This is a genomic window from Microbulbifer maximicatervae (SeqCode) (assembly GCF_056231245.1).
Map to the genome: position 1 here is coordinate 2,008,098 of NZ_CP174334.1, position 23,972 is coordinate 2,032,069.

16 protein-coding genes are annotated in these 23,972 nt (G+C 44.4%); 11 read left to right on the top strand and 5 right to left on the bottom strand.

Annotated features, from left to right (window positions below; translation table 11 throughout):
• The first annotated feature begins 137 nt into the window (after positions 1–137).
• The 11 genes from ACJJIS_RS08730 (at position 138) to ACJJIS_RS08780 (ending at position 13,860) form a co-directional block, all read left to right on the top strand.
• Positions 138–2,312: a malate synthase G gene (locus ACJJIS_RS08730; RefSeq protein ID WP_475710024.1), complete on the top strand. Its 2,175-nt coding sequence runs from the start codon at positions 138–140 to the stop codon at positions 2,310–2,312.
• A 252-nt stretch (positions 2,313–2,564) separates the two neighbouring features.
• The gene (locus ACJJIS_RS08735) at positions 2,565–3,101 is read left to right on the top strand and encodes a Rieske (2Fe-2S) protein (RefSeq protein ID WP_475710025.1); all 537 of its coding nucleotides are present in this window, start codon (positions 2,565–2,567) and stop codon (positions 3,099–3,101) included.
• Positions 3,102–3,330: 229 nt separating this feature from the next.
• On the top strand, positions 3,331–4,179 hold the full coding sequence (locus ACJJIS_RS08740) for a right-handed parallel beta-helix repeat-containing protein (protein ID WP_444933409.1): 849 nt from the start codon (positions 3,331–3,333) through the stop codon (positions 4,177–4,179).
• Between the two features lie 325 nt (positions 4,180–4,504).
• Positions 4,505–6,685, top strand: coding sequence for an FUSC family protein (locus tag ACJJIS_RS08745; protein ID WP_475710026.1), 2,181 nt, complete (start codon positions 4,505–4,507; stop codon positions 6,683–6,685).
• Positions 6,686–6,702: 17 nt separating this feature from the next.
• The gene (locus tag ACJJIS_RS08750; RefSeq protein ID WP_353057030.1) at positions 6,703–6,915 is read left to right on the top strand and encodes a DUF1656 domain-containing protein; all 213 of its coding nucleotides are present in this window, start codon (positions 6,703–6,705) and stop codon (positions 6,913–6,915) included.
• A gap of 2 nt (positions 6,916–6,917) precedes the next feature.
• Complete coding sequence (locus ACJJIS_RS08755) at positions 6,918–8,039, top strand: HlyD family secretion protein (protein WP_475710027.1); 1,122 nt, start codon at positions 6,918–6,920, stop codon at positions 8,037–8,039.
• Between the two features lie 40 nt (positions 8,040–8,079).
• Positions 8,080–9,540: an efflux transporter outer membrane subunit gene (locus ACJJIS_RS08760; protein ID WP_444933406.1), complete on the top strand. Its 1,461-nt coding sequence runs from the start codon at positions 8,080–8,082 to the stop codon at positions 9,538–9,540.
• Positions 9,541–9,673: 133 nt separating this feature from the next.
• Entirely contained in the window at positions 9,674–10,714 is a 1,041-nt protein-coding gene (locus ACJJIS_RS08765; protein WP_475710028.1) for an aspartate/ornithine carbamoyltransferase family protein, read from the top strand.
• A gap of 41 nt (positions 10,715–10,755) precedes the next feature.
• Positions 10,756–12,795 (top strand): asparagine synthase (glutamine-hydrolyzing), encoded by a 2,040-nt coding sequence (gene asnB, locus ACJJIS_RS08770; RefSeq protein WP_475710029.1) that lies wholly within the window; start codon positions 10,756–10,758, stop codon positions 12,793–12,795.
• 284 nt (positions 12,796–13,079) lie between these two features.
• A complete protein-coding gene (locus tag ACJJIS_RS08775; protein ID WP_475710030.1) occupies positions 13,080–13,238 on the top strand; it encodes a hypothetical protein in 159 nt (52 codons plus the stop codon).
• Between the two features lie 151 nt (positions 13,239–13,389).
• Positions 13,390–13,860 (top strand): hypothetical protein, encoded by a 471-nt coding sequence (locus ACJJIS_RS08780; RefSeq protein WP_444933402.1) that lies wholly within the window; start codon positions 13,390–13,392, stop codon positions 13,858–13,860.
• A gap of 1,746 nt (positions 13,861–15,606) precedes the next feature.
• Here the strand turns inward: ACJJIS_RS08780 and ACJJIS_RS08785 are convergent.
• From ACJJIS_RS08785 to ACJJIS_RS08805, 5 genes are all read right to left on the bottom strand, one after another.
• Positions 15,607–17,502, bottom strand: coding sequence for an acyltransferase family protein (locus ACJJIS_RS08785; RefSeq protein ID WP_444933401.1), 1,896 nt, complete (start codon positions 17,500–17,502; stop codon positions 15,607–15,609).
• Between the two features lie 1,596 nt (positions 17,503–19,098).
• Positions 19,099–19,548, bottom strand: coding sequence for a PaaI family thioesterase (locus ACJJIS_RS08790; RefSeq protein WP_475710031.1), 450 nt, complete (start codon positions 19,546–19,548; stop codon positions 19,099–19,101).
• A gap of 24 nt (positions 19,549–19,572) precedes the next feature.
• The gene (locus ACJJIS_RS08795) at positions 19,573–20,502 is read right to left on the bottom strand and encodes a DMT family transporter (protein WP_475710032.1); all 930 of its coding nucleotides are present in this window, start codon (positions 20,500–20,502) and stop codon (positions 19,573–19,575) included.
• Between the two features lie 82 nt (positions 20,503–20,584).
• The gene (locus tag ACJJIS_RS08800) at positions 20,585–22,687 is read right to left on the bottom strand and encodes a 3-hydroxyacyl-CoA dehydrogenase NAD-binding domain-containing protein (RefSeq protein ID WP_475710033.1); all 2,103 of its coding nucleotides are present in this window, start codon (positions 22,685–22,687) and stop codon (positions 20,585–20,587) included.
• 62 nt (positions 22,688–22,749) lie between these two features.
• The gene (locus ACJJIS_RS08805; protein WP_475710034.1) at positions 22,750–23,952 is read right to left on the bottom strand and encodes a 3-oxoadipyl-CoA thiolase; all 1,203 of its coding nucleotides are present in this window, start codon (positions 23,950–23,952) and stop codon (positions 22,750–22,752) included.
• Between the last annotated feature and the right edge of the window lie 20 nt (positions 23,953–23,972).

A 23,972-nucleotide genomic window follows, 5' to 3' on the forward strand; every position in this document is an offset into this window, starting at 1 on the left:
CGGGCAAACACACATCAACTGCTTTGTCATAAAAATTCGATCTATGAATAGTGGGAATTGTGTCTATAAATTAGCGGTATGTGGAAATGGCTGTTTAGAATGCCGCTATTCCAACAATCTGATGAGAGGCCCTGGGTATGACGGAACGAGTCCAAATCGGCGATCTGCAAATCGCACCAGAACTTTACAACCTGGTTTGCGAGGAGGTGATTCCAGGAACTGGAGTTAGCGCCGAAGCTTTCTGGGCCAAATTGGAATCTATTGTCCACGATCTGGCTCCGGTAAACCGCGCCTTGCTGGAAAAACGCGATGAACTGCAGGAGACCCTGGATCGCTGGCACACGGACAACCCTGAAGGTTTCCGCGATCTGGAAGGCTACCAGACTTTCCTGCGAGAGATCGGCTACCTCGCCGACGAGCCTGCTGAATTCAGCGCAACTACCGAAAATGTCGATGAAGAGATCGCCATCCTGGCGGGACCTCAGCTGGTAGTGCCGGTAATGAATGCACGCTATGCGCTCAATGCGGCAAACGCGCGCTGGGGCAGCCTTTACGACGCACTGTACGGTACAGATGTGATCAGTGAAGAGGGTGGCGCGGAAAAAAGTACGGAATACAACCCGGTTCGCGGCGCTAAAGTGATCGAATATGCACGCAACTTCCTCGATCAGTCTGCCCCGCTTACCTGTGGCAGTCACGCTGAGGCGGTGCAATACCGCATCAATGGCTCGCTGCTGGAAGTGGTACAGGCTAATGGCGACATCGCCACCTTAAAAGATGCCAAGCAGTTTGTTGGTTATTTGGGTGACAGCGAAGAGCCTTCCAGCATCCTGCTGAAGCAGCACGGTTTGCACTTTGAGATCCAGGTGGATCGCGAGAGCCCCATCGGCAAAACCGATGATGCCGGTGTTAAAGATGTGCTAATGGAATCCGCGCTGACCACCATTATGGATTGCGAGGATTCGGTAGCGGCTGTCGATGCTGAAGATAAGGTAGTGGTTTACCGCAACTGGCTCGGTCTGATGAAGGGCGACCTGAAGGAAACCATTAGCAAAGGCGGTAAGTCCTTTGAGCGAAAGCTCAATGCAGATCGTGAGTACACCTCCCCGAACGGCAACCAGGTTACCTTACCGGGGCGCAGCCTGATGTTCGTGCGCAACGTCGGCCACCTGATGACCAATGATGCAGTGCTGTTCGGCGATGGCCAGGAAATCCCCGAAGGGATTCTCGACGGCATGATCACCAGTTTGATCGCTTTGCATGACCTCCGTGGTGAGAGCCCGATCAAGAATTCCCGTGAAGGCAGCATCTATATCGTAAAACCAAAGATGCACGGCCCGGAGGAAGTGGCTTTCGCCAATACTCTGTTTAACCGAATCGAAGATGCGCTCGATCTGCCCCGTTACACAGTAAAAATGGGCATTATGGACGAAGAGCGTCGCACCACTGTGAACCTCAAAGCTTGTATTGCCGAAGCGAAAGAGCGTGTAGTCTTTATTAATACTGGCTTCCTCGATCGCACCGGTGACGAGATCCATACTTCCATGCTTGCGGGCCCCATGATTCGCAAGGGTGATATGAAGCAATCCACATGGATTAACGCCTACGAAGAATGGAATGTGGATGTTGGCCTGAACAGTGGCCTGAAGGGCAGAGCGCAAATTGGTAAGGGCATGTGGCCAATTCCAGACCAGATGTCAGCCATGATGCACGCTAAGTTGGCCCACCCAATGGCCGGTGCCAACACGGCGTGGGTACCGTCGCCCACGGCTGCTACCTTGCATGCCTTGCACTACCACAAAGTGGATGTGAATCGCCGCCAGGAAGAGATACAACATCGCCATCACGCCAAGCTGGAAGATATTTTAACGGTTCCGGTAGCGGCTGAAACCAGCTGGAGTACTAAAGATATCCAGCTAGAGTTGGACAACAATGCCCAAGGCATTCTCGGCTATGTAGTACGCTGGGTAGAGCAGGGCGTGGGTTGCTCCAAGGTGCCGGATATCAATGATGTCGGCCTGATGGAAGACCGTGCAACCCTGAGAATTTCCTCTCAGCATATCGCCAACTGGCTCAAGCACGGTATTGTCAGCGATAAGCAAGTGCGTGAAACCATGGAGCGTATGGCTGCTGTGGTGGACCGTCAGAATGCCGGCGACTCCAATTATAATGATATGGCTCCGAACTTTGATAAGAGCGTTGCCTTCCAGGCTGCCTGTGAGCTGGTATTTGAGGGGTGTGCTCAGCCAAATGGTTATACCGAGCCGGTTCTGCATCGCCGTAGGCGCGAGTTTAAAGCTCTTAATGCATAATTGCTGAGCTAATTGAGATTGAAAAGGCCCCAATGGGGCCTTTTTTATTTTGGGGTATCTGCATCAGCTATTAATCGGTTTTAGCTCTATTACCCTGCGCTAATCCAGATTGTCGCAGCTAATTTTGTGGGGGAGCCTCTGACTCTTAAGTTGTATTATGGGGCTTCGGTTTGCGCAACTTGCCATCTTTAATATTCATTATTGAAGTGGGTGGCTGAGGCAAAATTAGGTAGTGCATCTTAGGGAATTGTGATGAGCAAAAGGAAAATTCTTGTTCGGTGTGTCTGGGGGGTGGTTTGTGTCGGCTTACTATTTTCTTTATACCCCTTTGTTGAAAGCTTGAAACCATCTGCTGTAACGGATAGGCCTTTGACTGTTAGTGATTATTCAATCCCTAAAGGCAAGATGAAAATCTATGAATATGAGGGTAGGCCTTTAGCAGTTTATCGGCCTACAGAAGAATATTTGAAGGAACTTGTTGCTAATAATAAATTGACAAATGGCCCCTACTATAGTGAAGGAGCTATACCAGACTTTTTTGTTTATTATCCGCTGGGTGTTCATTCAGCGTGTCTCCTTAAGGATTCTTCAGGATTTTCGATTGATATACCGCTGCATGGCCTATTAGACCCATGTCATTTGGGGTTTTGGGATTATTCGGGAAGATTTATTAAAGGGGTTAATAATCCTGAAGGGGTTCAGCTTAAGAATCTGGAAGTGGAAGATAATTATCGATGGGAAAGTGACGGTGTTATACGGTTTCCTAAAAAACAAATTGTGATTAATTAAGTTCTTAATCTGGGAATGCTCTTTGGTTGCATGTCAATTGATAGGCTGGGGTAGTGCTTAAGTTTTTATAGAAGGGCGATTGTCGATACATTGGCGCTGGCTTTATAAAACTTAGTCATAAGGTGTATCTTTATTGTTTAAGTTAGAATGAGAATATATTCTTATGGCAGGCTACCTTTGGGAGTCCGACACTGAAGCTTAATTTCAACTTCACGACGGGGCTCCAGCTATGTTTAATTCTCCGAATAAACGATATCTGGCGGGATTGATAATATCGATTTCGGCTTTTTCTTCTCTAGCCACAGCAGATGTTCAATGTGGTGATACGATTACTGATGCTCAAGAATTAAGTGAGGCCCTTTCCTGTAGTGAAGATCCTGCTCTTACTATTGAAGGTCCCGATGGTAAGTTAACCATGGTAGGTGATGGTTCGGTGGAGTGTACCGGTAGTGGCGCTGGTATACTTATGGCTGGATCTTATGCTCGGCTAACTGGTGGGGAACTGAGAGGCTGTGGAATTGGGGTGTCATTACGTGGGGATGGTTTTCATGCGGTTGTAGGGGTAACTGTAGAGGATTCAGATGATATTGCTATTAATGTAGAAAGTGATAGCAATCTTATTCGCCAGAATACGCTGTCAAATAGTAATAACGCTGAGGCGGCTGGAATTGATGTTTTCGGTGTGAGAAATGTAGTGGTGGGTAACAGCATCTCAGGTTTTCTTGTGTATGGAATAATTGCAAGTGGTTTCTTTTCCAACATCTCAAACAATAATCTGCAGGATAATGATTTGGGGATCGTGCTAGCGGAGCAACCAATTAATGGAATGTCGGTGGGTGCATCGTTTTGCGTTATTGCCAGCAATTCAGTGCTGGGTAGTGCAAGTTATGGAATTTTTATTGGTGGCCCATACGATTTTCCTAATCAGGACAATGTAATCAGTGGGAATACGGTAACAGGAAGCGGCTTAGATGATCTTTTAGATGATAATGAAGCCTTAGATTGTAGCTCTGGCACTAATATTTGGTCCGGTAATACCGCTGATACCGCGTTCCCTTCTTGCCTTAAGGATTTATAATTAGTGTATTTAAAGGTGCTGGGCGAAGATGGGGGATGGCTTGGGCTTCAGGATTGTGAGAAGAGAGGTTAGGAAGGCATGCCTAATCCTTTTGGTGTTTTAGGCGTTTATTTTTATAAGCTGGCAGAATTTGTATTTCATACCAGTGGGCGGATTGTTAGGCCTTGGGCCGTTTTTGCTAAGCCCCCAGGTCTTAGATTTCTCTACCTTTTTATATGCCATACTCCCTTTTGGTTATCCAGCTTGTATTTAGGGTAGATACATATTGCTGTGCCAAAGATCAAAATGGTGAAGCAATAGTATGTAGAAATGGTCGGAGAAAGCTTTGCAGTTGTCTCGTAATGTTAAAGAGTCTATTAAGCTAGCAACAGCTTTAGTGATCGTTTATGCCATTGCCTTGGGCCTGAATTGGGAGAAGCCTTTTTGGGCTGGATTTGCTGTTATTGTCTGCAGTCAGGCGAATTTGGGGCAGTCTCTTAATCGAGCCATTTTGTGGATTTTAGGGACGCTATTTGCCTTGCTGGCTGGCTGGATAATCGTCGCGTTATTTCCACAAGATCGCTGGTTGTTTATGATTGCCCTATCTATTTGGGTGTCTATCTGTGTTTATTTTTTACAGAGATCGAACTACCAGTACTTTTGGCTTACAAGTGGTTATGTCATCTTTTTATTGTGGGATGTGACCGGTGGTGACTTTTCTATCTCCTACAAGGCTGGGGTATTACGTATTCAGGAGTCCTTGCTCGGAATAATTGTCTACGGATTGGTAGCCGTTTTGATCTGGCCTAACTGTAGTCGTGGTGAGTTAAGAAGAGCATCTTTGGATTTATTGAGAGAACATCGTCGATTTGCGGACAATTGTTTTTCCCGGGTTAGAAGTGGCGAAAAAATAAAGATTAGGCGTAAAAAGCGTGTTGCTCTTTTAGAGCTTGATACGCGCTTACAAACAGCCATTGGCGATGCGAGCTCAGATAGTTATGAGGTGTGGGAATGTCGAAAGCAGTGGGGTCACTTTGGTCAATCTGCGACAGCCGTCACGCAATCCCTCTTGAAGTTGGAAGAAAGCTTAGCCCTCTCTGGTGATCTGGGTATATCGAAATTCCTTATTGGTGTCGACGAATACATGCCCGACATTGAGGGGCGTCTCGCGCAAGTGGAAACCGCCCTTTCAGAGGAAATGCCTGTAGATAGTGCCAATGGGAGAGTGGTTCGAGGAAATATTGAAGAAGTAAAGAGGTTGTCAACCTTTGAAACCGCTGCTTTAGCCGTTACTAGAAAATCCTTAAATGACTTGGAGGTAGAAACCCGATCTTTGATTGATTCAGTAAATGATATACAAACCCGGGGTGACTCCTATTCGAGACAGGTAAGTAGTGATGGTATAGGGTGGCTTGGAGCTTTGATGCCCGATCCAGACAGGTTGACTAATATTATCCGTGTTCAGATGGGAATGTGGATCGCTTATCTGGCATATCTTTTTATCCCTGACATGATTGGTGGATTGCTGGTTATATTACTGATAACAGTAATAGGTATTCTCGCCTCAATGACCCCCAAAATTCAATTGTTTGAAACCTGTGTTTTTACGATTTTAGTGTGCATATTATCGGCACCTATATATTTCTTTCTAATGCCGAAATTGCACGGATTTTATTCGTTGGCTGTCGTGATTTTTGTATGGACGTTTGTAGTAAGCTTTTCCTCAAATAAGGTCTTTGGACCCCAGTCGATGATTCGAACCCTGGTTCTTATCTTTCCCCAGATTATTTTTAATTTTAACAACTCTCAAGAGTATAGTTTTGTGGTTTACACAAATTATCTATTTGTGTTGGCAATAATTTTTTGTATCTTGGCCGTTTCAAGAAATATCCCCTTCACTGCCCATCCAGAAATAAACCTGAAGAGAAGTATTGATAGGATTCTCAATAGTGCCGCATGGCTGGTGGTGGAGGGCGATATTCCGAAAAAGAAGAGAAAATCATTGTTTTTCAGGTTATATATATTGTACCACCTGAATATTATTATGATCTCAAGGAAGAGAGTGCTCTATTGGGTGGAGGGTATTTCTGATAAAAAAATGCGGGGTATGACCAGAAGCCAGATGAAAAGCCTTATAGGTTTGGCTATGTTGATATCCAACCAGGTTAAGCTGTTATATAAGATAGATAAGAAGAAAATCAATTTTGTGGCTCCTAAAAGATTACTTCGCGAGGCATTTATATGGAGGCGGCTTGCTAGCAAAATACTGATTTATTTTTCTGGTGGCAACCAAAAGGTTGATATTGAATCCCTGCGAAGAGGTTATAGGAGGATATTTGAAAGGGCAAATATTGATGTCGGTGAGTTGATGGAGCTAAGGGAATGTAGTGAAAAATCCAGAGAGGGTGTAACAAATTTTCTTTATTTCTTGGGTGTTACCCACTGCATCAATAACTATCTGGCAGAGTTTCGTCGCGTTTCAGAATCTGTGGATTGGAAGGCTTTCTGTGAGGAAAGGTGTCTTTAATGTCTGTAGGGTTTTAAATGGAAAGAGTACCGCACGATATATCAATAGGCAGTTTCTATCTATCACCAATATTGGTGATAGCTTTGTTTGGTGTTGTTGCGGCCTTGTTAACCGCTAGGCTTTTGGATCGGTATCGTTTATCCCGATATTTTGCCAATCCACCGGTTGTTATTATCTCCCTCAGTGTAATTTATTCAATTTTTATAGGAAGGATATTCTTGGGAATATAGTAGTGGCTAGGTATAGAAAATATATTTTTACTGGAACAATAGTGCTTGTAGCACTGCTGTTACTTATTATCCAGTTCTGGAGATATCTCAATAATCCCTGGACCAGGGATGGAAAAGTGCAGGCGGACATTATTCAAGTGACTCCCAGGGTAACTGGACAGGTAGTTGAGTTGCCTATTAAGAATAATCAGTTTATTAAAGCAGGGGAACTACTGTTTCAGATTGATCCGAGAATATATGAAGCAGCCTTGGAAGAGGCCAAGGCAGAGTACGAGGAAGCTCTCGATACATACCGAGCGCAAAACAAGAATATTCTCGCTTATGAGGCCAGGATTAGGGAGTCAATAGCAAATATTGATCTGGCAAAAAGTAATATCGGCGCGCTTGATGCGGAAATTGCAAGAACCAAAGCTGAATATGATCGGCAGAGAGAGCTGCTACCCCAGAGAGCGACATCAGTAAGGGCATTGCAAGCGGCTCAGGCTGAGTATGAATCCACAATTGAGTATCGAGCGGGTGCAGAAGCCAGCTTGGTGGAATCTATGGCTGCTTTGGAGCAATCCCAAGCGGAGCTGGAGCAGGTTAGAGCACAATTGGGAGCGCTTGGAGCCGATAACCCGGGCGTTCGTGCGGCTTTTGCGCTGCTGGAGCAGGCGCGGCTAAATCTCGAATACACAACAGTTGTTGCTCCGGTTACTGGTTATGTCACCAATATAGATTTTCGTTACGGTGATCAGGCCGTCGCCAACCAACCTGCACTTTCTGTAGTTGATATAAGCACTTTTCGTATTGATGGTTTTTTTCGCGAAACTTTTGTTCGTCGGATCGCTCCGGGGGATAAGGCATTTATGAAGTTGATGGCTTATCCTCATCTAGAATTGGAAGGATATGTTGAAAGTATTGGCTGGGGTATTGCTCGCAAAGATGGAACTGCAGGTAATGACTTATTGCCAATGGTAGATCCCACATTTGACTGGATTCGCCTTGCACAGCGTATTCCCGTCAGGATTCATCTGACAGAAGTCCCCGAATCTGTGAAGCTTCGTGTTGGATTTACCAGCTCAGTGCTAGTAATGAGCAATTCTGCGGGCACCGAGCAAGATGAACCGGTGCAATCCCAATAGTTTCAGGAAAGGGTTAATACGGAGCCTACAGGGGTGTCTGTTGGCATTGCTGCTCATCTTCGGCAGTAGTTGTATGCTGGGGCCAGATTACCATCCCCCACCGGTAGAGGTCGAAAGTGAGTGGATCTATCAAACCAGCTCAAAACTGGATACCTTGGAAGCCGTTAACCCATTGTGGTGGCAGTGGGCATTTTCAGATGTGACGCTGGACGAATTAGTCTCACTTGCGATTGAGAATAACCTGGAGCTGCGTTCTGCGGCTCTCAGGGCTCTCCAGGCCCAGCAACAGCTAGCTATTGCAATAGGTAACCAGTATCCCCAAACACAGCAGCTTGAGGGACTTATTGATCGTTCAAAGTATGTTCGATCGGGGATCACTGGCAATCTGCAGACTGAATATTACCCGAACTTTAATTTAACCTGGGAATTAGATACCTGGGGGCAGTTAAGAAGGCTGGTTAATTCGGCCGCAGCAGATTTTGAAGCCAGCATAGCTGACTATGATGGTGTGCTGGTTTCTATTATTGCCCAGGTGGCGCAAACCTATATCAATATTCGCACAACGAAACGCAGGCTAGAAGTTGCCAGGGAAAACATTCGCGTACAACGTGAGGGTTTAAGGATCGCGAGAGTCAAATTTCGTGCAGGAGAGGTCAGTGCACTGGATGCGGAGCAAGCGCAGGCTTTGCTCAGTAACACAGAAGCCAGTGTGCCGGGACTGGAGATAAGCTTACAGCAGTTTGAAAATGCCCTGGCAGTCCTTCTGGGAATACCTCCTAATAGTTTGAGGTACATCGTCTCTTTTCCCTCATCCATACCTATGATTCCTAAAGTCGTTACTGTTGGTATGCCTCAGGATTTACTAAGGCAGCGACCCGATATCCGTGCAGCAGAGCGACGGCTGGCAGCTCAAGGTGAGTTAATAGGTGTTGCGAGGGCGGAACTCTATCCAAATTTTAGTATTGGTGGGGAGATAGGGGCTATCGATATCAATGGCGGTCAACTTAATGGCAGCAGTAGTGCCTGGGACCTTTTTATTGAATTTGACTGGAATCTCTTTAACTACGGAAGACTTCGGAGCAATGTCAGGCTACAGGATGCGATTTTCCAGCAGTTGGTGTCTGACTATCAGCAAATAGTTCTGTTAGCGCAAGCTGATGTGGAGAACGCTATTGTCGCTTATATAAAATCTCAAAGGCAATTAGTTCACTATGAGGTGGCTGCCCAGGCCTCCCAGCGATCTGTCGATATTTCCCTGTCTCAATATACTAATGGTCAAGTGGAATTTGATACTGTGATAACTACGCTGATATCAGATGTTCAGCAGCAGGATATTTTGGCGATAGCGCGAGGTGCCGTGGCAGCGAACCTGGTGCAGGTGTATCTATCGCTCGGAGGTGGATGGCAGATACAGCAGGGAATTCCACCATTTCAACTTCTTCCAGAAGATATTCAGCAGGAAATGCTAGAAAGAACACCGTATTGGAACAAGGTTCAATAAAATTGGTTGAAGATTCTTAGTTTGATGGTGGTACTAGATGTATGAATTTAAGTAACCGTATTGTAAGTGCTTTATCTGCACGCAGATTATTCAAGCGATAATTGTCCCCTCAAATTTGATTTAGGCTTTGGTTATGATGACTAGCGCTCCGTTCGACAAAGATACAAATTTGATGGCAAAAACTCTGGTAGAGGCTATCCCGGAGCAGGGTAGATACTTAGAGTCCCTGACTGGTAAAAGTCTTATATCGAGCAGTCAGCTTAATAGAGATGGAATATTGCAGTTACTCAGACTTGCCGCTCGTTGTGAGCTGGATAACAGAAAATTCTCATGTCATTTAAATAATAAAATCTTAATCAGCGCATTCTTTGAGTCGAGCACCAGGACGAGGCTATCTTTTGAAAGCGCCTGGCTGCGACTTGGAGGGAGTACTGTTTCAATTACAGATAAAGGGACAACACGTATTGGTGTCGGAGAGAGCTTAAGAGATGTTGCAGAGATGGTAAGTAATTATGGTGATTGTGTAGTTTTGAGGGATTCTTCTGAAGATTCAGTGAAAATTATGTCTAATAATTTAAGTATACCAATCATCAATGCTGGTAACGGGATAGATGAGCACCCCACGCAATCCCTTATCGATCTATATGCACTTCTTAAGTGGAACCCTTCCATTCTGTCAGGAAAAAGTCGAAAACTCTCCATTGGCTTAATTGGAGCGCCAGCTCGAATGCGAGCGGCGAGAAGCCTCTTGATACTCATGAGCTGTTTTCCTGAGTTTTTCTCAGGGGTTTTTGTGCTTTGTGATGAGGAAGAACAAGAACCGTTTAGGCAAGCGCAATTATCAATGCTTCAGGAAAAAGGTTTAAAAATAAGGTTAACGGATAAGATTGGAGATATTCTTCCCCGGCTCGATGTGGTCTATATGAATGCTATATCCCTAAAAACAGCGGGTCATAGAGATTTTGGGTCTGGATATTTTATAGATAATAATTCTCCTTTGAAAAAACAAGCTATTGTGCTGCATCCTTTACCCCGAATGGGGGAGCTTGATAGTAATCTGGATGATACGCCCCATAATTGGTATTTTATACAGGCAAAAGGTGGTGTGTACGTCAGAATGGCCTTGGCAATGGCTATTTGTGGCCGCCCTAGTGAGGTCGTAGACATTATCTAGCCTCTCCAGTCTCGAAATGGCCCCAATAAAAGGTATCGTCTATGTGCGGAATAGCTGGGATTCTTCATAGTGCGCGTACAATGCCTGTCGATGGTCAACTCCTTCTAAATATGGCTGCTATCCAGTTCCACCGTGGCCCGGATGGTGTAGGTTTTACAAATCCTCCAGGTCTGGGATTTGGGATGAGTCATGTGCGCTTATCGATCAATGACCTGAGTGATGAGCGCGCTTCTCAGCCTTATGTGTCAGAAGATGGTCGTTACTATTTGGCTCATAATGGTGAAATCTATGATTATCAGCGAATAAGAGCCAGATTGAGGGCCTCTGGAGTTTATTTTTTAAGTAAAAGTGATTCCGAAATTATTTTGCATCTTATTGCGGAGTTAGGTCTTGTTCGGGCTATTAAACATCTTCGAGGAGAATTTGCATTTGCCGTTTACGATCAAATGGAGGATTGCCTCTACTTGGTTAGAGATCGGTTTGGAGTGAAGCCACTTTATTGGGCTAGAATCAAAAAAGGTTTAGTATTTGGTTCTGAAATTAAAAGTTTGTTTGCCCACCCTGATGTCCAAAGAAGACTGACAGCGCATGGAGTGTATCACCAGCTCATTCAGGTATCGATTCCTGGAACAACCGCTTTTGAAGGGGTTTTCCAGGTTGAACCTGGGTGCATTACAAAAGTTAAGCGAGACAACACTGAACTGGCTGTTACTCAACATAAATATTGGGACATCGATTTTTTGGTTTCAGATGAGTATGCTCGTGACAAGTCTGATGAGTATTATATTGAGGGTTTGCGGGAACAAATTATAGACTCCGTGTGTTTGAGGCTTCAAGCTGATGTCCCAGTAACCTATTATCTTTCAGGTGGTGTTGATTCGGGTAGCTTGCTTGGGGTAGGGCAGTCGCTTTCTCAGCAGGATCTCACCGCCTTTACGATAGCGTTTGAAAATCCGGATTACGATGAGTCTCATATCGCAAAGGAAGCCGCGAGTGAGATTGGTGTCAGCCAATTCATAGTAAAGGTAACTGATGAAGAAATATATGAAAATTATTCAGAAACCATCTGGCATACCGAAAGGACATTTTACAATACATTATCAGTAGCTAAATTTTTGCTCAGTAAAGCTGTTAAGTCTAATGGCTACAAGGTTGCAATTACTGGGGAGGGGGCAGATGAGCTATTTTCTGGGTATCCTGCATTTAAAAAAGATTTTTACTTGTATGGCACATCTGAAGCTGAGTTGAATAAACGAAGAACCTGGCAGCAACATCTAGAAAGGAGCAATAGCTTATTTAAGGGAGCTATGCTGCCAATTGATAGTTATCGATCAGAGGGAATGGAACGGACTTTAGGATTCACCCCTACATGCTTGCAATCCTGGTTAAGCTGTCATCATCAAGCAGAAAAATTGCTTAACAAAGAGTGGCGCAAAGAAATATCTGGTTATGATGCCGGGAAGGCAATTGTTGATACGCTAGATTTATCACAACTTGAAGGTAGACATCCGCTGGATGTTGCTCAGTATCTTTGGATAAAAACTATGTTTGAGACCCAGATATTGGGCTGGGTAAGTGATCGAGTGGATATGGCACACTCCATTGAAACCCGTCCGGCCTTTCTCGATCATCACCTGGCTGCGTTTGCTATACAAATCCCACCATCGGTCAGGATTAGCGGAACTACAGAAAAGTATGCCCTTCGCGAAGCGATGAAGGGAGTCCTTCCGGATGTTCTATATAAAAAGCAAAAATTTGCATTCATGGCTCCTCCGGTAGAGACAGTTACCGGAGCTTGGACTTGGGTGCAACGAGTTATTGAGAAATTTCTCAGCCCAAAGGAGGTTAATTTAGCTGGATTACTGCGATACTCGGAAATAGATACTTTAATTGAAGAGTATAAGTTACCGACCCTGCATCGGTCAAAAAAGGTTCAATTGGATGCGATGCTCAATCATATCTTGGGAGTGCAAATATTGCATAAGCGTTTTATTGAGGCTGATCTGCCATTGTTGGCGCAAGAAAAATCTTCTCTTCTTGGTTGGAGTTTAGATCGTATGGTTAAGTATCGTAAAAGTTAGAGGCTGCTAGGGTGTGAGGTATATCTCACCAATTATTCAGGATATCCATAGATAGGAGTTTTCGGGTTAAACAAATAGACGCTTAAATCTATGGTAAAGCCATTTTTCTGTTATTCGATATCCTTATCACCGTGAGAGAAATCTGCTGGGTAGGATTACATTCAAGTGCTTCTAGGTGCTCGGCAGGCTCTTCGTGCGAGGATGAGCTTGATCATCTCAAGGTTGGTGTTAAGGCAAATTGCGCTGTAGAGCATCAGCTTTGGGAGTTATACTCTCGTGGGACCATGGATCAATGGACTCCTGAAAAACCTGTTAATGCTATAGATAATTTTAATGAATTTTATTATATGGAATCAATCTCAGTAAAAGATAGAATTAATGACAAAATTTCTTCTAAGTTTGGTGGTATCCCGACGGGTGTAGTACAAAATGCGCATCCTTGATGCGGGAGCCAATACTGTAGTAGTAAGTTCTGTAAAGTCATAGGGTACGATTAAGGATGGAGCTACTTTGATGACTGCAGCAATACAAGTAGTGATGGCAATAGAGAGTTCTGGTGGTTCCTATGTTGTGGCGTATAAAGGCAATTAACTTATGAAATATTCTTTATTTTTAATGGCAATATTAGTTTTAACTGGGCCAGTTTTTGCGGAAGATAAAGAGGTTCGAGATTTGATTGCCTCACATGAAACCAATCTCGCTTTTATGTACGATCTTCTTGAAAAGGGTATAGAACCAAATAGAGAGGCACAGTTATACACTAATTTACTAGTTGGTTGGATTTCTTTTGCATCTGTTGCTGTTAAATACAACATTCAATCAGATATGCTAACACCTCGCAGAGTGTGCGAAATGGCTCAGCTGATGGATGTGACGTATCCAAAGTTATTGAATTCCCCCAAAGGCGTATATCCGATACAAATGGTTTCTTACGCACATAAATCCGCTATTTCTGCGATGAAGTTGATCGCTTTAGAATACCGAATCGATTGCGAGGAGTACTTCAAAGCAAAAAAAAATTTTAAAGGACGATTGGGAGATCTTAAAGAGCATGGAGATTCTTGATTTTGCCTTAATTATAATAACGTGCACAAAAGGAAACAGCAGCATTAGATATCTACTTTTCATAACAAATTCCTTTTCTAAGCGGGCTTGAAGTTGATCTTGTGCATGAATTGGTCTTGTGGACACCCATAGATAAAGGTAGGGGGCCAGCTGAGGCGCAGGTACCCCCCTTGGCGACTGGTTTTCATAAATTGGCACTAACGCGTAATGAAAGACCAAGTATTATGCCACGGATTTGAAAATTAAGGTTTTAGGCAAAATCTGAAAGGAATGAAGGCGGTTGGAGAGAGTTAGAATTAGCAGGGTGTTGCAGAAAGGTAGCGTTGGAAATTGCTGATACTTTGTACCCTGTGTTTCCCGATCTTGATGCAAGCTTGTCGTACGGTCTCTGCTGATCCAACCAGGCGATTATAGTGGTATACAAAATTACGACTGAGATACAATCAGTGTTTTAGTGGTATACCCAAGCGTTCGAGCATGGGGGAGCGTTCTCAGAAATGGAGCCGCGCTTTCTGGGATCTAAATATCGACCGCTTCAGCCCGCTAGTTCCAGGTAGTGCTCCAATTGAAAGGGTAACCCCTTACGCATGTTCGCCTCCTTCAAATGGCAGTAGGTCTTTGGGCTGCTCACCTGTGGTCGCAACATGAATACGCTGTTGAATGGAAGTGTGACTGGAATCTTTCGGGGTTTGGCCATTTTGGCTCGGATAGGATTGAGATCGACATAGGTCATGTAGGTGGCAAGGGCTCTCTCATCCGTCGAAGCTTGGGATTTAAAGCACGCCTCGGAAAAGCGGCCTGTACACTTGTATTCTGCATTGGCCTGGCGAGCAATAGGTTCGTTAGAGAGATAAGCTCGTTGAGCTTTTCCATTTCACTGTGATTAAGGGGGTGACCTTGAATACAGCGTTGAGCCAGTATTGATGTACTAAAAAACTCGCTGCCAGAGATGAATGACTTTAGTATCGGACCAAGCTTTGGCTGTATTTGAGTCAATATAGAGTACGATATGGTATATGATTACTCATTACTACATAGGCTGCAATATCAAGGGCGAAAATGGCAGTTTTTACATTCCGACCTCAATCCAGTGACGTCGATACTCATAGTTTTTCCCAAGCTGAACATCTTTTCGGCAAAGAAATGCCCTATGTAAACAGCGAGAGACGCAGGGATAGTAGGGTATTGCATCAAGAGATATCTGTGAGCATCGAGATAGGGTCATGGAATTAGGTGAGGTGGCTGTTTTTGTATCCAGTACTTTGTGGAAGTCCCTACATTATGTCAATGAATTTGACATTTAAATATACTTCTTTGATGGGTGTCCGGAAATACGGTTTAAACTATATCTGATCTGGCTTAGCCTTCAAGGCTCACGAGTTATTCCTAAGGATTGCCTTACTTTATATATTGTTTCTCGTTTAAGCTACGCGAGGCCCCTGGGATTTCATCCAAGCTGTTCCTCCACAATATCATTACAACTCCCTCAGATCATATCTTGGCCGGGAGAGGTGCCGGCGCGATCAGAAGAACCCTCCCGGACTAACGGCACATATTATCCGAAACGAAGGGCGATTGGTCGGGAATAAAATCGAGTAAAAGATACTCAACAACACCGTCGGATGTTATGTAATCGAGTTCTGCTACACGATGACAGTCAGCTTTAGTTCCTTGTTTATATTTTATGCTCATTATTTATATCCTGAATAAACTATATACTCGACTTAATCTAACCTAACAGTTAACTTAAGTTCCCTTGACTATCGTATCAAATAACGGAGTCATAAGTAATGCACCTGCAGGACTCAAATGGTGACTATCGCTAAAGTATGAAACCTCACCATTAGAAAATAGGCAGGTATTTTCTGGGCATAGAATCTGGTGAGGTAACATCAGTTGGTCACCCAATCTACTATGTAGGTAGTTAACAACGTCAAGATAATCTTCATTAAATTTTTCAATTCCTACAAAGAAATGCTTTGGATTATAGATCCCCATAGCCAACTTTCGGCTTTGAATAGATGGAAAATTATAGCCAGGTATTTGAATCGGCCCTAATACATAGACTATCTTACCAGCCTTCTCCAATCGATTGACAAAGCTAATTGTAGCCTCAGCCAAAGCTTCCCTGGCTCTTCTACTGACAAGGCTACCTTCAGAGCTAATATATCTATTAGAATGCCAAGTTTGTGCGATAATTACCTTCTGTATTTCCTTAGTAGAAACAATAGCTTCATAGTTCTTTTTTGCTTTTCTCAAACAATCTTGACTGAGATTGACTCTAAGTGTTGGCAAGCAGCTATTTAAAGGGACAATTAGACCTTTCTCATCAATACTGTTTAATGCATTAACAAAAGCTGGCCCATACATTTGTGCATGAGAATTACCCAAAAGTACTGTTGAATAGGGTTGCTTATTATCACCTGCGACTAAGCAAGCTCTAGAGGCACCAAAAGGTAAGTATTCTCTAACCCCACAACGAAAGTTAGAGCTTATTGATTCCGAAAAATTATTTGCTAATGGAGGGTGACGCTTAGGAAATCCATTAAAGCTAAAAATTAGTGCGGTCGATGCGACGATCAAGATATATAACAGGGCAATCAATAGTATGGAAAGTTTATCAGGATATTTGTGGCGAAAAGGAATTTCAATAAATTTCCAAGTCAAAGCTGAAGCAAGGCATGTAAATAAGAATCCTAATATCAATACATAATTACTAGGTGGATCAACATAAACATATTTAATGATAGAGATAACTGGCCAGTGCCACAAATACATGGAATATGAAATAAGGCCTATAAAACGAATTGCTGATAAAGTTAAGATACAATATAACAAACTTTGCGAACCAATGGGTTGATACAACATTAGTCCTGCCCCTGTCGTTATCAAAATAGCTGGAATAATCGAGTTTTCGGGATATGAATACGCGACTATGATCATCCCAAACCCCAGGTAAGATAGCAGAATATTTATGTTTTTATTTTGCTGTGGGTTTCTATAAGCTAATAGAGCAACCAGGACGCCAATTGCAAGCTGCCAGATTCGTGTGGGTGTAAGAAAAAAAGCAGGATTTTCACCCCCGATAGAAAGAATGAATATATTTAGGCTGATGGATGCCAATATAACTAAGCAAGCTAAGATTATATAAAAATTCTTATTTTTGGATAATTTGGTTAGCAGTAATAGCGTGCAAGGGAAAACAAGATAAAATTGCTCTTCGATACTCAAGGACCAAGAATGTAATAAAGGCTTCAGTTCATCACTAGCACCAAAATAACCACCTGAGCGCCAAAAGTATATATTGGAAACAAAAAATAAGCTTGTTAGCAGGCTTGTAGATAATCTGATTAAATCTGAAGAGATGAAAAAAATCAGACCAGAAATTAACACAAAAAGGAATACGACCAATACAGCCGGTAAAATTCTCCTAATTCGTCGGATGTAAAAGTGAGCTAAATTGAAACTCCCTTTATCGGTATCTTTCATTATCAGCCCGGTGATCAAATATCCAGAGATCACAAAAAAAAGATCTACCCCCAAGTAACCCAGAGGCAGTGTGGCCGGATGATAGTGAAAGATAATTACGGGAGCAACAGCCAAGAATCTTAATCCGTCAATTTCTTTTCTGTATTCATGCATTAGAAGAATATTCTCATCTATAAGGAGTTAGAATATAAAGCAATTCCCGGTTAATGTTTTCAAGGGTAGAGAGAAATAAAGTCATATTGGTAAGTAGTTAGTTTTTTCTCGCCAAATAGGTAGTAGTTAACCCTCAGGCCCAAATGCAACGTTTACGCTATAAGGCAAGCCCTAAGTCAGACAATCCACAGCCAACTTCAAATAATATAATAGTATCACCAATCTTTCAAAACCGGCTCATTTAGTAACGACCGGTAACCATCTCCCATATTTCAGCTCAAAACCTGGTTTCAAGCCGATCCTTGGCATACGCTTGAAGTAGTTTTGTATTAAAATCGTTAATTGTTTCCATGCCAGTATGAGTTCTAGAATTAACGTAGAGGGTTAAGAGCGTTCAATCACAGAGTTGCTTAATACTTTCCTTTCTAATATCACGTATCTTGGAGGTCGTCCAACATAAAAATCTTTATTGCCAAAAATTAGTAAAAAGTTGGAGGAAGGAAAAGTTATTGTTGATTCAGATGATATTCATCCTAATGAAATTTTACGAAAAACTGAAGATTAAGTTGAATACTGTAATGTCAGATGATATGCATGGCAGGGTTGTTTTTGTAACATTCATCATTTGTCAGTTTGCTTGCGAGTCAGTCCAAAAAATGTTCTGCTGGAACTTATGGGCGTGAATAAAGGAAATAAGATTTAAATCGATCAGCTGAGATTTATATCTGATGTATTCTATATGTTTATCAATGATCTGCGCGTAACATTAAATAGGCCGACTTGAGTCAAGCTAATTACTCGCGACGGTCGAGATCTGTACCGGTTAACAAAAATGCCCTTGCAGAGCGTGCTTTATGGGGTGTTAGTAACAGAATAGCTTCTATTATAATAATTGGAGTCATAATTAGCTCACCTGCCTCATCCCAAAGGGGGGCACGTACTATTCGTGAATAATCATTGTTAGCCCTTGAATGGTATGGCTTTCGCTCCGGCCCCGACTGCCTATAAATGCGCCCTAAAAATTCAAATATAACCATACTGAAATAACGATGGCACTAGTTTATCATGGTTAAACACAGTAGAAGGGTGATTTGTCCATCTGGTGGCTCATGCGAAAAACAAGCTAATTTAAATGGGTATGTTATATTTTTTGATGTATTTCTTTGGCATTTCATTTTTTGCAGCTGGAGAGTTGTTGGTTTTATAGTTCTCCGCATGGATCAATAGTATATGATATCTTTTCTTAGCTTGGTGAGGGATCTAAGATAGTATGAAAATTTTGGCTCGTATTTAAATGCATATAGAAATCAATATTAATCTGATGTGGATTTATAGGCTGCAACATTAAATGAGAATTTATGCCAGTTTCACAGTAAGCATATATGTATTGAATGTTAAGTTAGAATAAGAGAAATTTCAATGGATGTTTACTTTCTCTAAGGAAGACCCTCTTCTAATTTTAAGACCTATTTCGTTTATGTCATTTCTAGTAGTTTCGGTGAAGCTAATTGAGCCGCTGATCATTGCAACCTAGTGCCGCATCGCGGTGAGAGTCTGGAGATACTTTATGGTAAAGTGGATAGATACTTAGAATATCTATTCAGCAGCTTCGTAAGATTCCTTTTCAATCAGTTCACCATCCAATGTTTCACTGCCACCACGATAGCGCATAGTCATTTGGCCGGTAGCGATTAAAGTTCCTTCACTGTCATATACCTCTGTATATGAATAGAATATCTTTCGTCCAGTACTCGTTAGCTTACCTATCGCAGTGAGTTGATTAGTTTTTGCCTGACCGGTGAAATTTGCTGTTAAAGAAAGTGTAAAGGCTCTACGACGGCGGTTGGGGTGGGGGCAGTAGAGGCCGCAGTAAGAGCCAGCGATATCGATTAATGTTGTAATAAAACCACCGTGGGGCACACCGTGGGTATTCAGGTGTTCCGGTTGTACTTCCACGCTGATTGCAACATGGCCTTCCTGCCAATTATCTATGGTTACACCTAGATGGTCATTGAACGGGGGTTGTTTCTTATTCTGCCAATTCATCCAATTTCACCTTAGAAAGTACGTTTATGATGGGTCGCTACAATTTTTTTTCTGAGTTGATAGGTAGACTGTGAACAATCCTGCACTGATAACTATCAGCGTCCCCACCAGTGCAATAGTGTTAGGTAAGTGCTGCCAAATGAGCCAACCTAGAAGTCCGGCAATAACCACACCAAAGTAACTGATTGGCGACACCACGCTGGGTTTTGCATAGCTATATGCTTTGGTGTACAGCCAGATAGCCAAGAGTACAGAGACACCGTTGAAAATAAGATAGGGGATTGTCCATAAAGGTATTGGTTCCCAATAATAGATACCCAGGGGCAGGCTGCACGCGAACGAGATTAATACGTAGTAAAACAATATTAGGCTGGGCCGGTCTGTACGGGACAAAATTCGTGTTCCGACCATAGAGGCAGCCAGGGTAAGCCCTGAAATCAGGCCGAAGGCATGGCCGCTACTAATACCGTCCACGTTGGGTTGAAGAATCAAGGTGATCCCCAGTAAGCCCAGTAAGATTGGTAGCCAGTGGGCTATGGGGATTTTTGCTCGAGACCAAAGCCAGGCAATAAGGGGAACAAAAATGGGAGCTGCATTACGCAATAGTCCCGCTTCCAATAGTGAAATTTTGCTTAGGGCAGAAAAATATGTGAAAAAGCATAACCACCCAGCAAAACCGCGTATTAGGTGGGTTCTCCAGTGTTGGGTGGTAAGGTGTCGAGGTGTTTGTCGCACTAGCCATGGGGTTAGCAGTATCAGGCAGATACTGTATTGGCTGAGCGTAATTAATGGCACGGGGACAGCGGTAGACACCCATTTGCTGGCTGCGGCCGCTGTACTTGCTACCAGCGCGGTAGCCAATGCAAAACCAATGCCCTTCCAGTTTTGGATATCCGTGCGGAGTGGCTGACTTGGTGGGGATTGTACTTCGACTAAGGCATCAGGCCTACTCATGGTGACACAACTTCTTTATTTGGCTGCAGCGGGTAAAGTGGGAAGCCAGTAGTCATACTGACTTCCCCTATAGTTTACAAGCTTAGATTTTGCCATCAGCCCATTGCGCAAATGTTTTTCCCTCTTGGGCTAGCCGTTCCAGTAAAGGGGCTGGAGTCCAGTAGGTATCTCCATGCTGCTGGCGGAAAGTACATATTTTTTCGTAGATTTCCTTCAAGCCGATACTGTCGGCATAGTGCATAGGTCCTCCACGATGGGGCGGAAAGCCATAACCGTAAACATATACAACGTCTATATCACTCGGACGTTGGGCTATGCCTTCCTCCAGGATTTTGGCTCCTTCATTAATCAGCGCGAAAGTTAGGCGGTTTAGAATCTCCTCGTCGGAAATTTCCCGCCTTACAACCCCTTGGCTTTTAGCTTGGGCTTCAATGACTTTCAGTACTTCCGGGTCGCTGCTGCGAGCGCGAGTTTCGGGATCGTAGCGATAGTAGCCGGCTCCACTTTTCTGGCCCAGGCGGCCCATTTCAACCAGGGCATCTGCAATACAGTAGGTTTTTGGCTCTCCTCTTTCTGATTCGCTCAGGCCCTGGCGCGCCTTGTAGCCGATATCCAGCCCCGCTAGATCTCCAACGGCGATAGGGCCCATAGCCATCCCCCAAGACTGCATAATCGAATCAATCTGCTCCGGGGTTGAGCCCTCGATTAAACACAGCTGCGACTCTCTGCCATAGGGGCGCAACATACGATTGCCAATAAAGCCGTAACAGTTTCCCGCTAGTACGGGTACTTTCTTGATCGTTTTAGCGAGTTGCATGGCAGTGGCAATTACATCGTCAGCACTTTGCGAGCCGCGAACCACTTCGAGTAGTTTCATTACATTGGCAGGGCTGAAAAAATGCATCCCTATAACATCTTGCGGCCTGTTGGTTGCAGATGCGATTTGATCAATATCTTGGTAGGAAGTGTTGGTTGCAAGGATAGTACCGGGTTTGCAGGAGTGATCCAATTTGGCAAAAATTTCCTGTTTGAGCTCCATATTTTCAAATACGGCCTCAATGACCAGGTCTACATCAGCTAGGTCTGCGTAGTCAGTTGTGCCGGAAATCAACGAGAGACAATGAGTTTTTTGACCTTCTGTGAGTTTCCCTTTCTGCATGCTGATGGTGTAATTCTTGTCGATCACTGCTAGCCCTCGATTTATCGCAGTTTGATCGATTTCTACCAGTTTGACTGGAATACCGACATTGGCAAAATTCATGGCGATGCCTCCGCCCATAGTGCCTCCACCGATAATGCCCACGCTCTTTATCTCCCTGGTGGGTAGGTCTTTTGGTAAGCCCGTGACTTTGGTTGCAGTGCGCTCGGCAAAAAATAAATGCTTGAGGGCGGCCGATTGGCTGGAGAGCAGGCATTCGATAAACAAGTCGAGCTCTTTAGCAAGCCCTTTATCAAAAGGCTGGTGAACTGCGGCCTCTATACAGGTAACAATATGTTGCGGTGCAAGCTGACCTCGTGATCTCTTTTCAAGGCGCTTGCGGAAATCATCAAATAACCCCTCAGGAATGCTGTCAGGATCTATTACGATGTCTCTGACTCGGCGGAGAGGAGCTTCATTTGCTATCAATTCACGGGTAAAGGCGAGGGCTCCCTCTAACAAGTCATCATCGATAACCCGGTCTATTAACTTCATACTTTTGGCTTTAGAGGCCGGTATTGGACTCCCTTTTGTGATTAATTCCAGTGCAGCGGCAACACCAGCCAAGCGTGGGGTGCGCTGGGTGCCACCGGCTCCTGGCAGTAATCCCAGTTTGACTTCTGGCAGCCCCACTTTGGCCGATGCTATTGCACAGCGGTAATGGCAGGCTAGAGCCACTTCGAATCCACCGCCGAGTGCCGTGCCGTGAATGGCGGCGATTACTGGTTTACAGGAGTTTTCTATTTCCGCAATCACTTCTGATAGGGCGGGTGCCTGTGGTGGCTTGCCAAATTCCGTAATGTCCGCACCAGCGATAAAAGTTCGGCCTTCACACACTAGCAGCAGGGCTTTTGATGTATCGCCTTGAGCGTTCTTAATCGCTCCCCAAATGCCTTCACGCAAGCCGTGAGAGAGGGCGTTCACAGGAGGGTTGTTCAATCGAATTACACCGATATCGCCAATGAGTTCATAACTTACACTAGACATAGCTATCTCCAGATCTTAAGTGACAACTGTTCGGTCTCGGTTTTATTTACATCTAATCAGGTTTATATGCGTTCTATGATTACAGCGATGCCCTGGCCGATCCCGATACACATGGTGGCTAATGCATAGCGCCCACCCGTACGTTCCAGCTGGCGCAATGCTGTCAGCAAAATACGGGCACCACTGGCCCCCAGGGGGTGACCAACGGCGATGGCACCACCATTGGGATTTACCCGTGGGTCCGCATAATCAATTTCGAGCATTTTGAGGCAGCCCATAGCCTGTACCGCAAAAGCTTCGTTGAACTCCATTACATCCATATCCCCAAGCTCCAAGTCCGCACGGGCGAGGGCTTTACGGGTAGCCGGTACCGGGCCCAACCCCATTACCTGCGGCTCTACTCCTGCAATGGCACTGGCGAGAATACGTGCCCTAGGCTTTAGATCTGCTGCTTGGCCAGCTTCGGCGCTACCAATAATGAGTGCCGCCGCGCCATCGTTGATGCCGGAAGCGTTGCCGGCAGTAACCACTCCATCTTCGAAAAGCGCGGGTAGGGCTTGAAGTCGCTCCAATGATGCATTGGGGCGGGGATGTTCATCCGTATCGATAAGAAGGGCTGGCTTCTTGCGACCTTGGGGTACTTCGATGGGAATAATTTCATCGACAAAAAAGCCATCGGTACGTGCCGACTCGTATTTAGTTTGTGATGCCAATGCAAATGTATCGCACTCTTCCCGGCAAATATTCAGGTCTGATGCAATATTGTCTGCGGTCTGAGGCATGCTGTGGCTTCCATACTCAGCAACAATGTCTGGGTTGGTGAAGCGGGGGCCTAGGGTCGTATCTGCCAATACCTGATTGCGATCAAAAGCACTGTTGGCTTTGGAGAGAACCAGGGGGGCGCGACTCATTGATTCGACACCTCCCGCGATAAATAGCTCTCCTTCTGCGGCGCGAATGCAGCGAGCGGCATCTGCTATAGCGGACAAGCCGGAACCACAAAGGCGATTTACCGTTATGCCGCCTGTGGATATGGGCAATCCTGCTAGCAGGCCTGAAAATCGGGCAATGTTGCGACTGTCTTCTCCCGCCTGATTAGTATTGCCCGCAATAACGTCCTCAAAATGTTGAGGGTTAAAATTGTTTCTTTCAGTCAGGGTCCTGATGACATGGGCAAGCAGGTTGTCGGGCCGGATACTGGAAAGGCTGCCCCCGTGGCGGCCAAAAACACTGCGGCCGCCGTCATAAATATAGGCATGTGACATAGTGAAATTTCCGATATTGG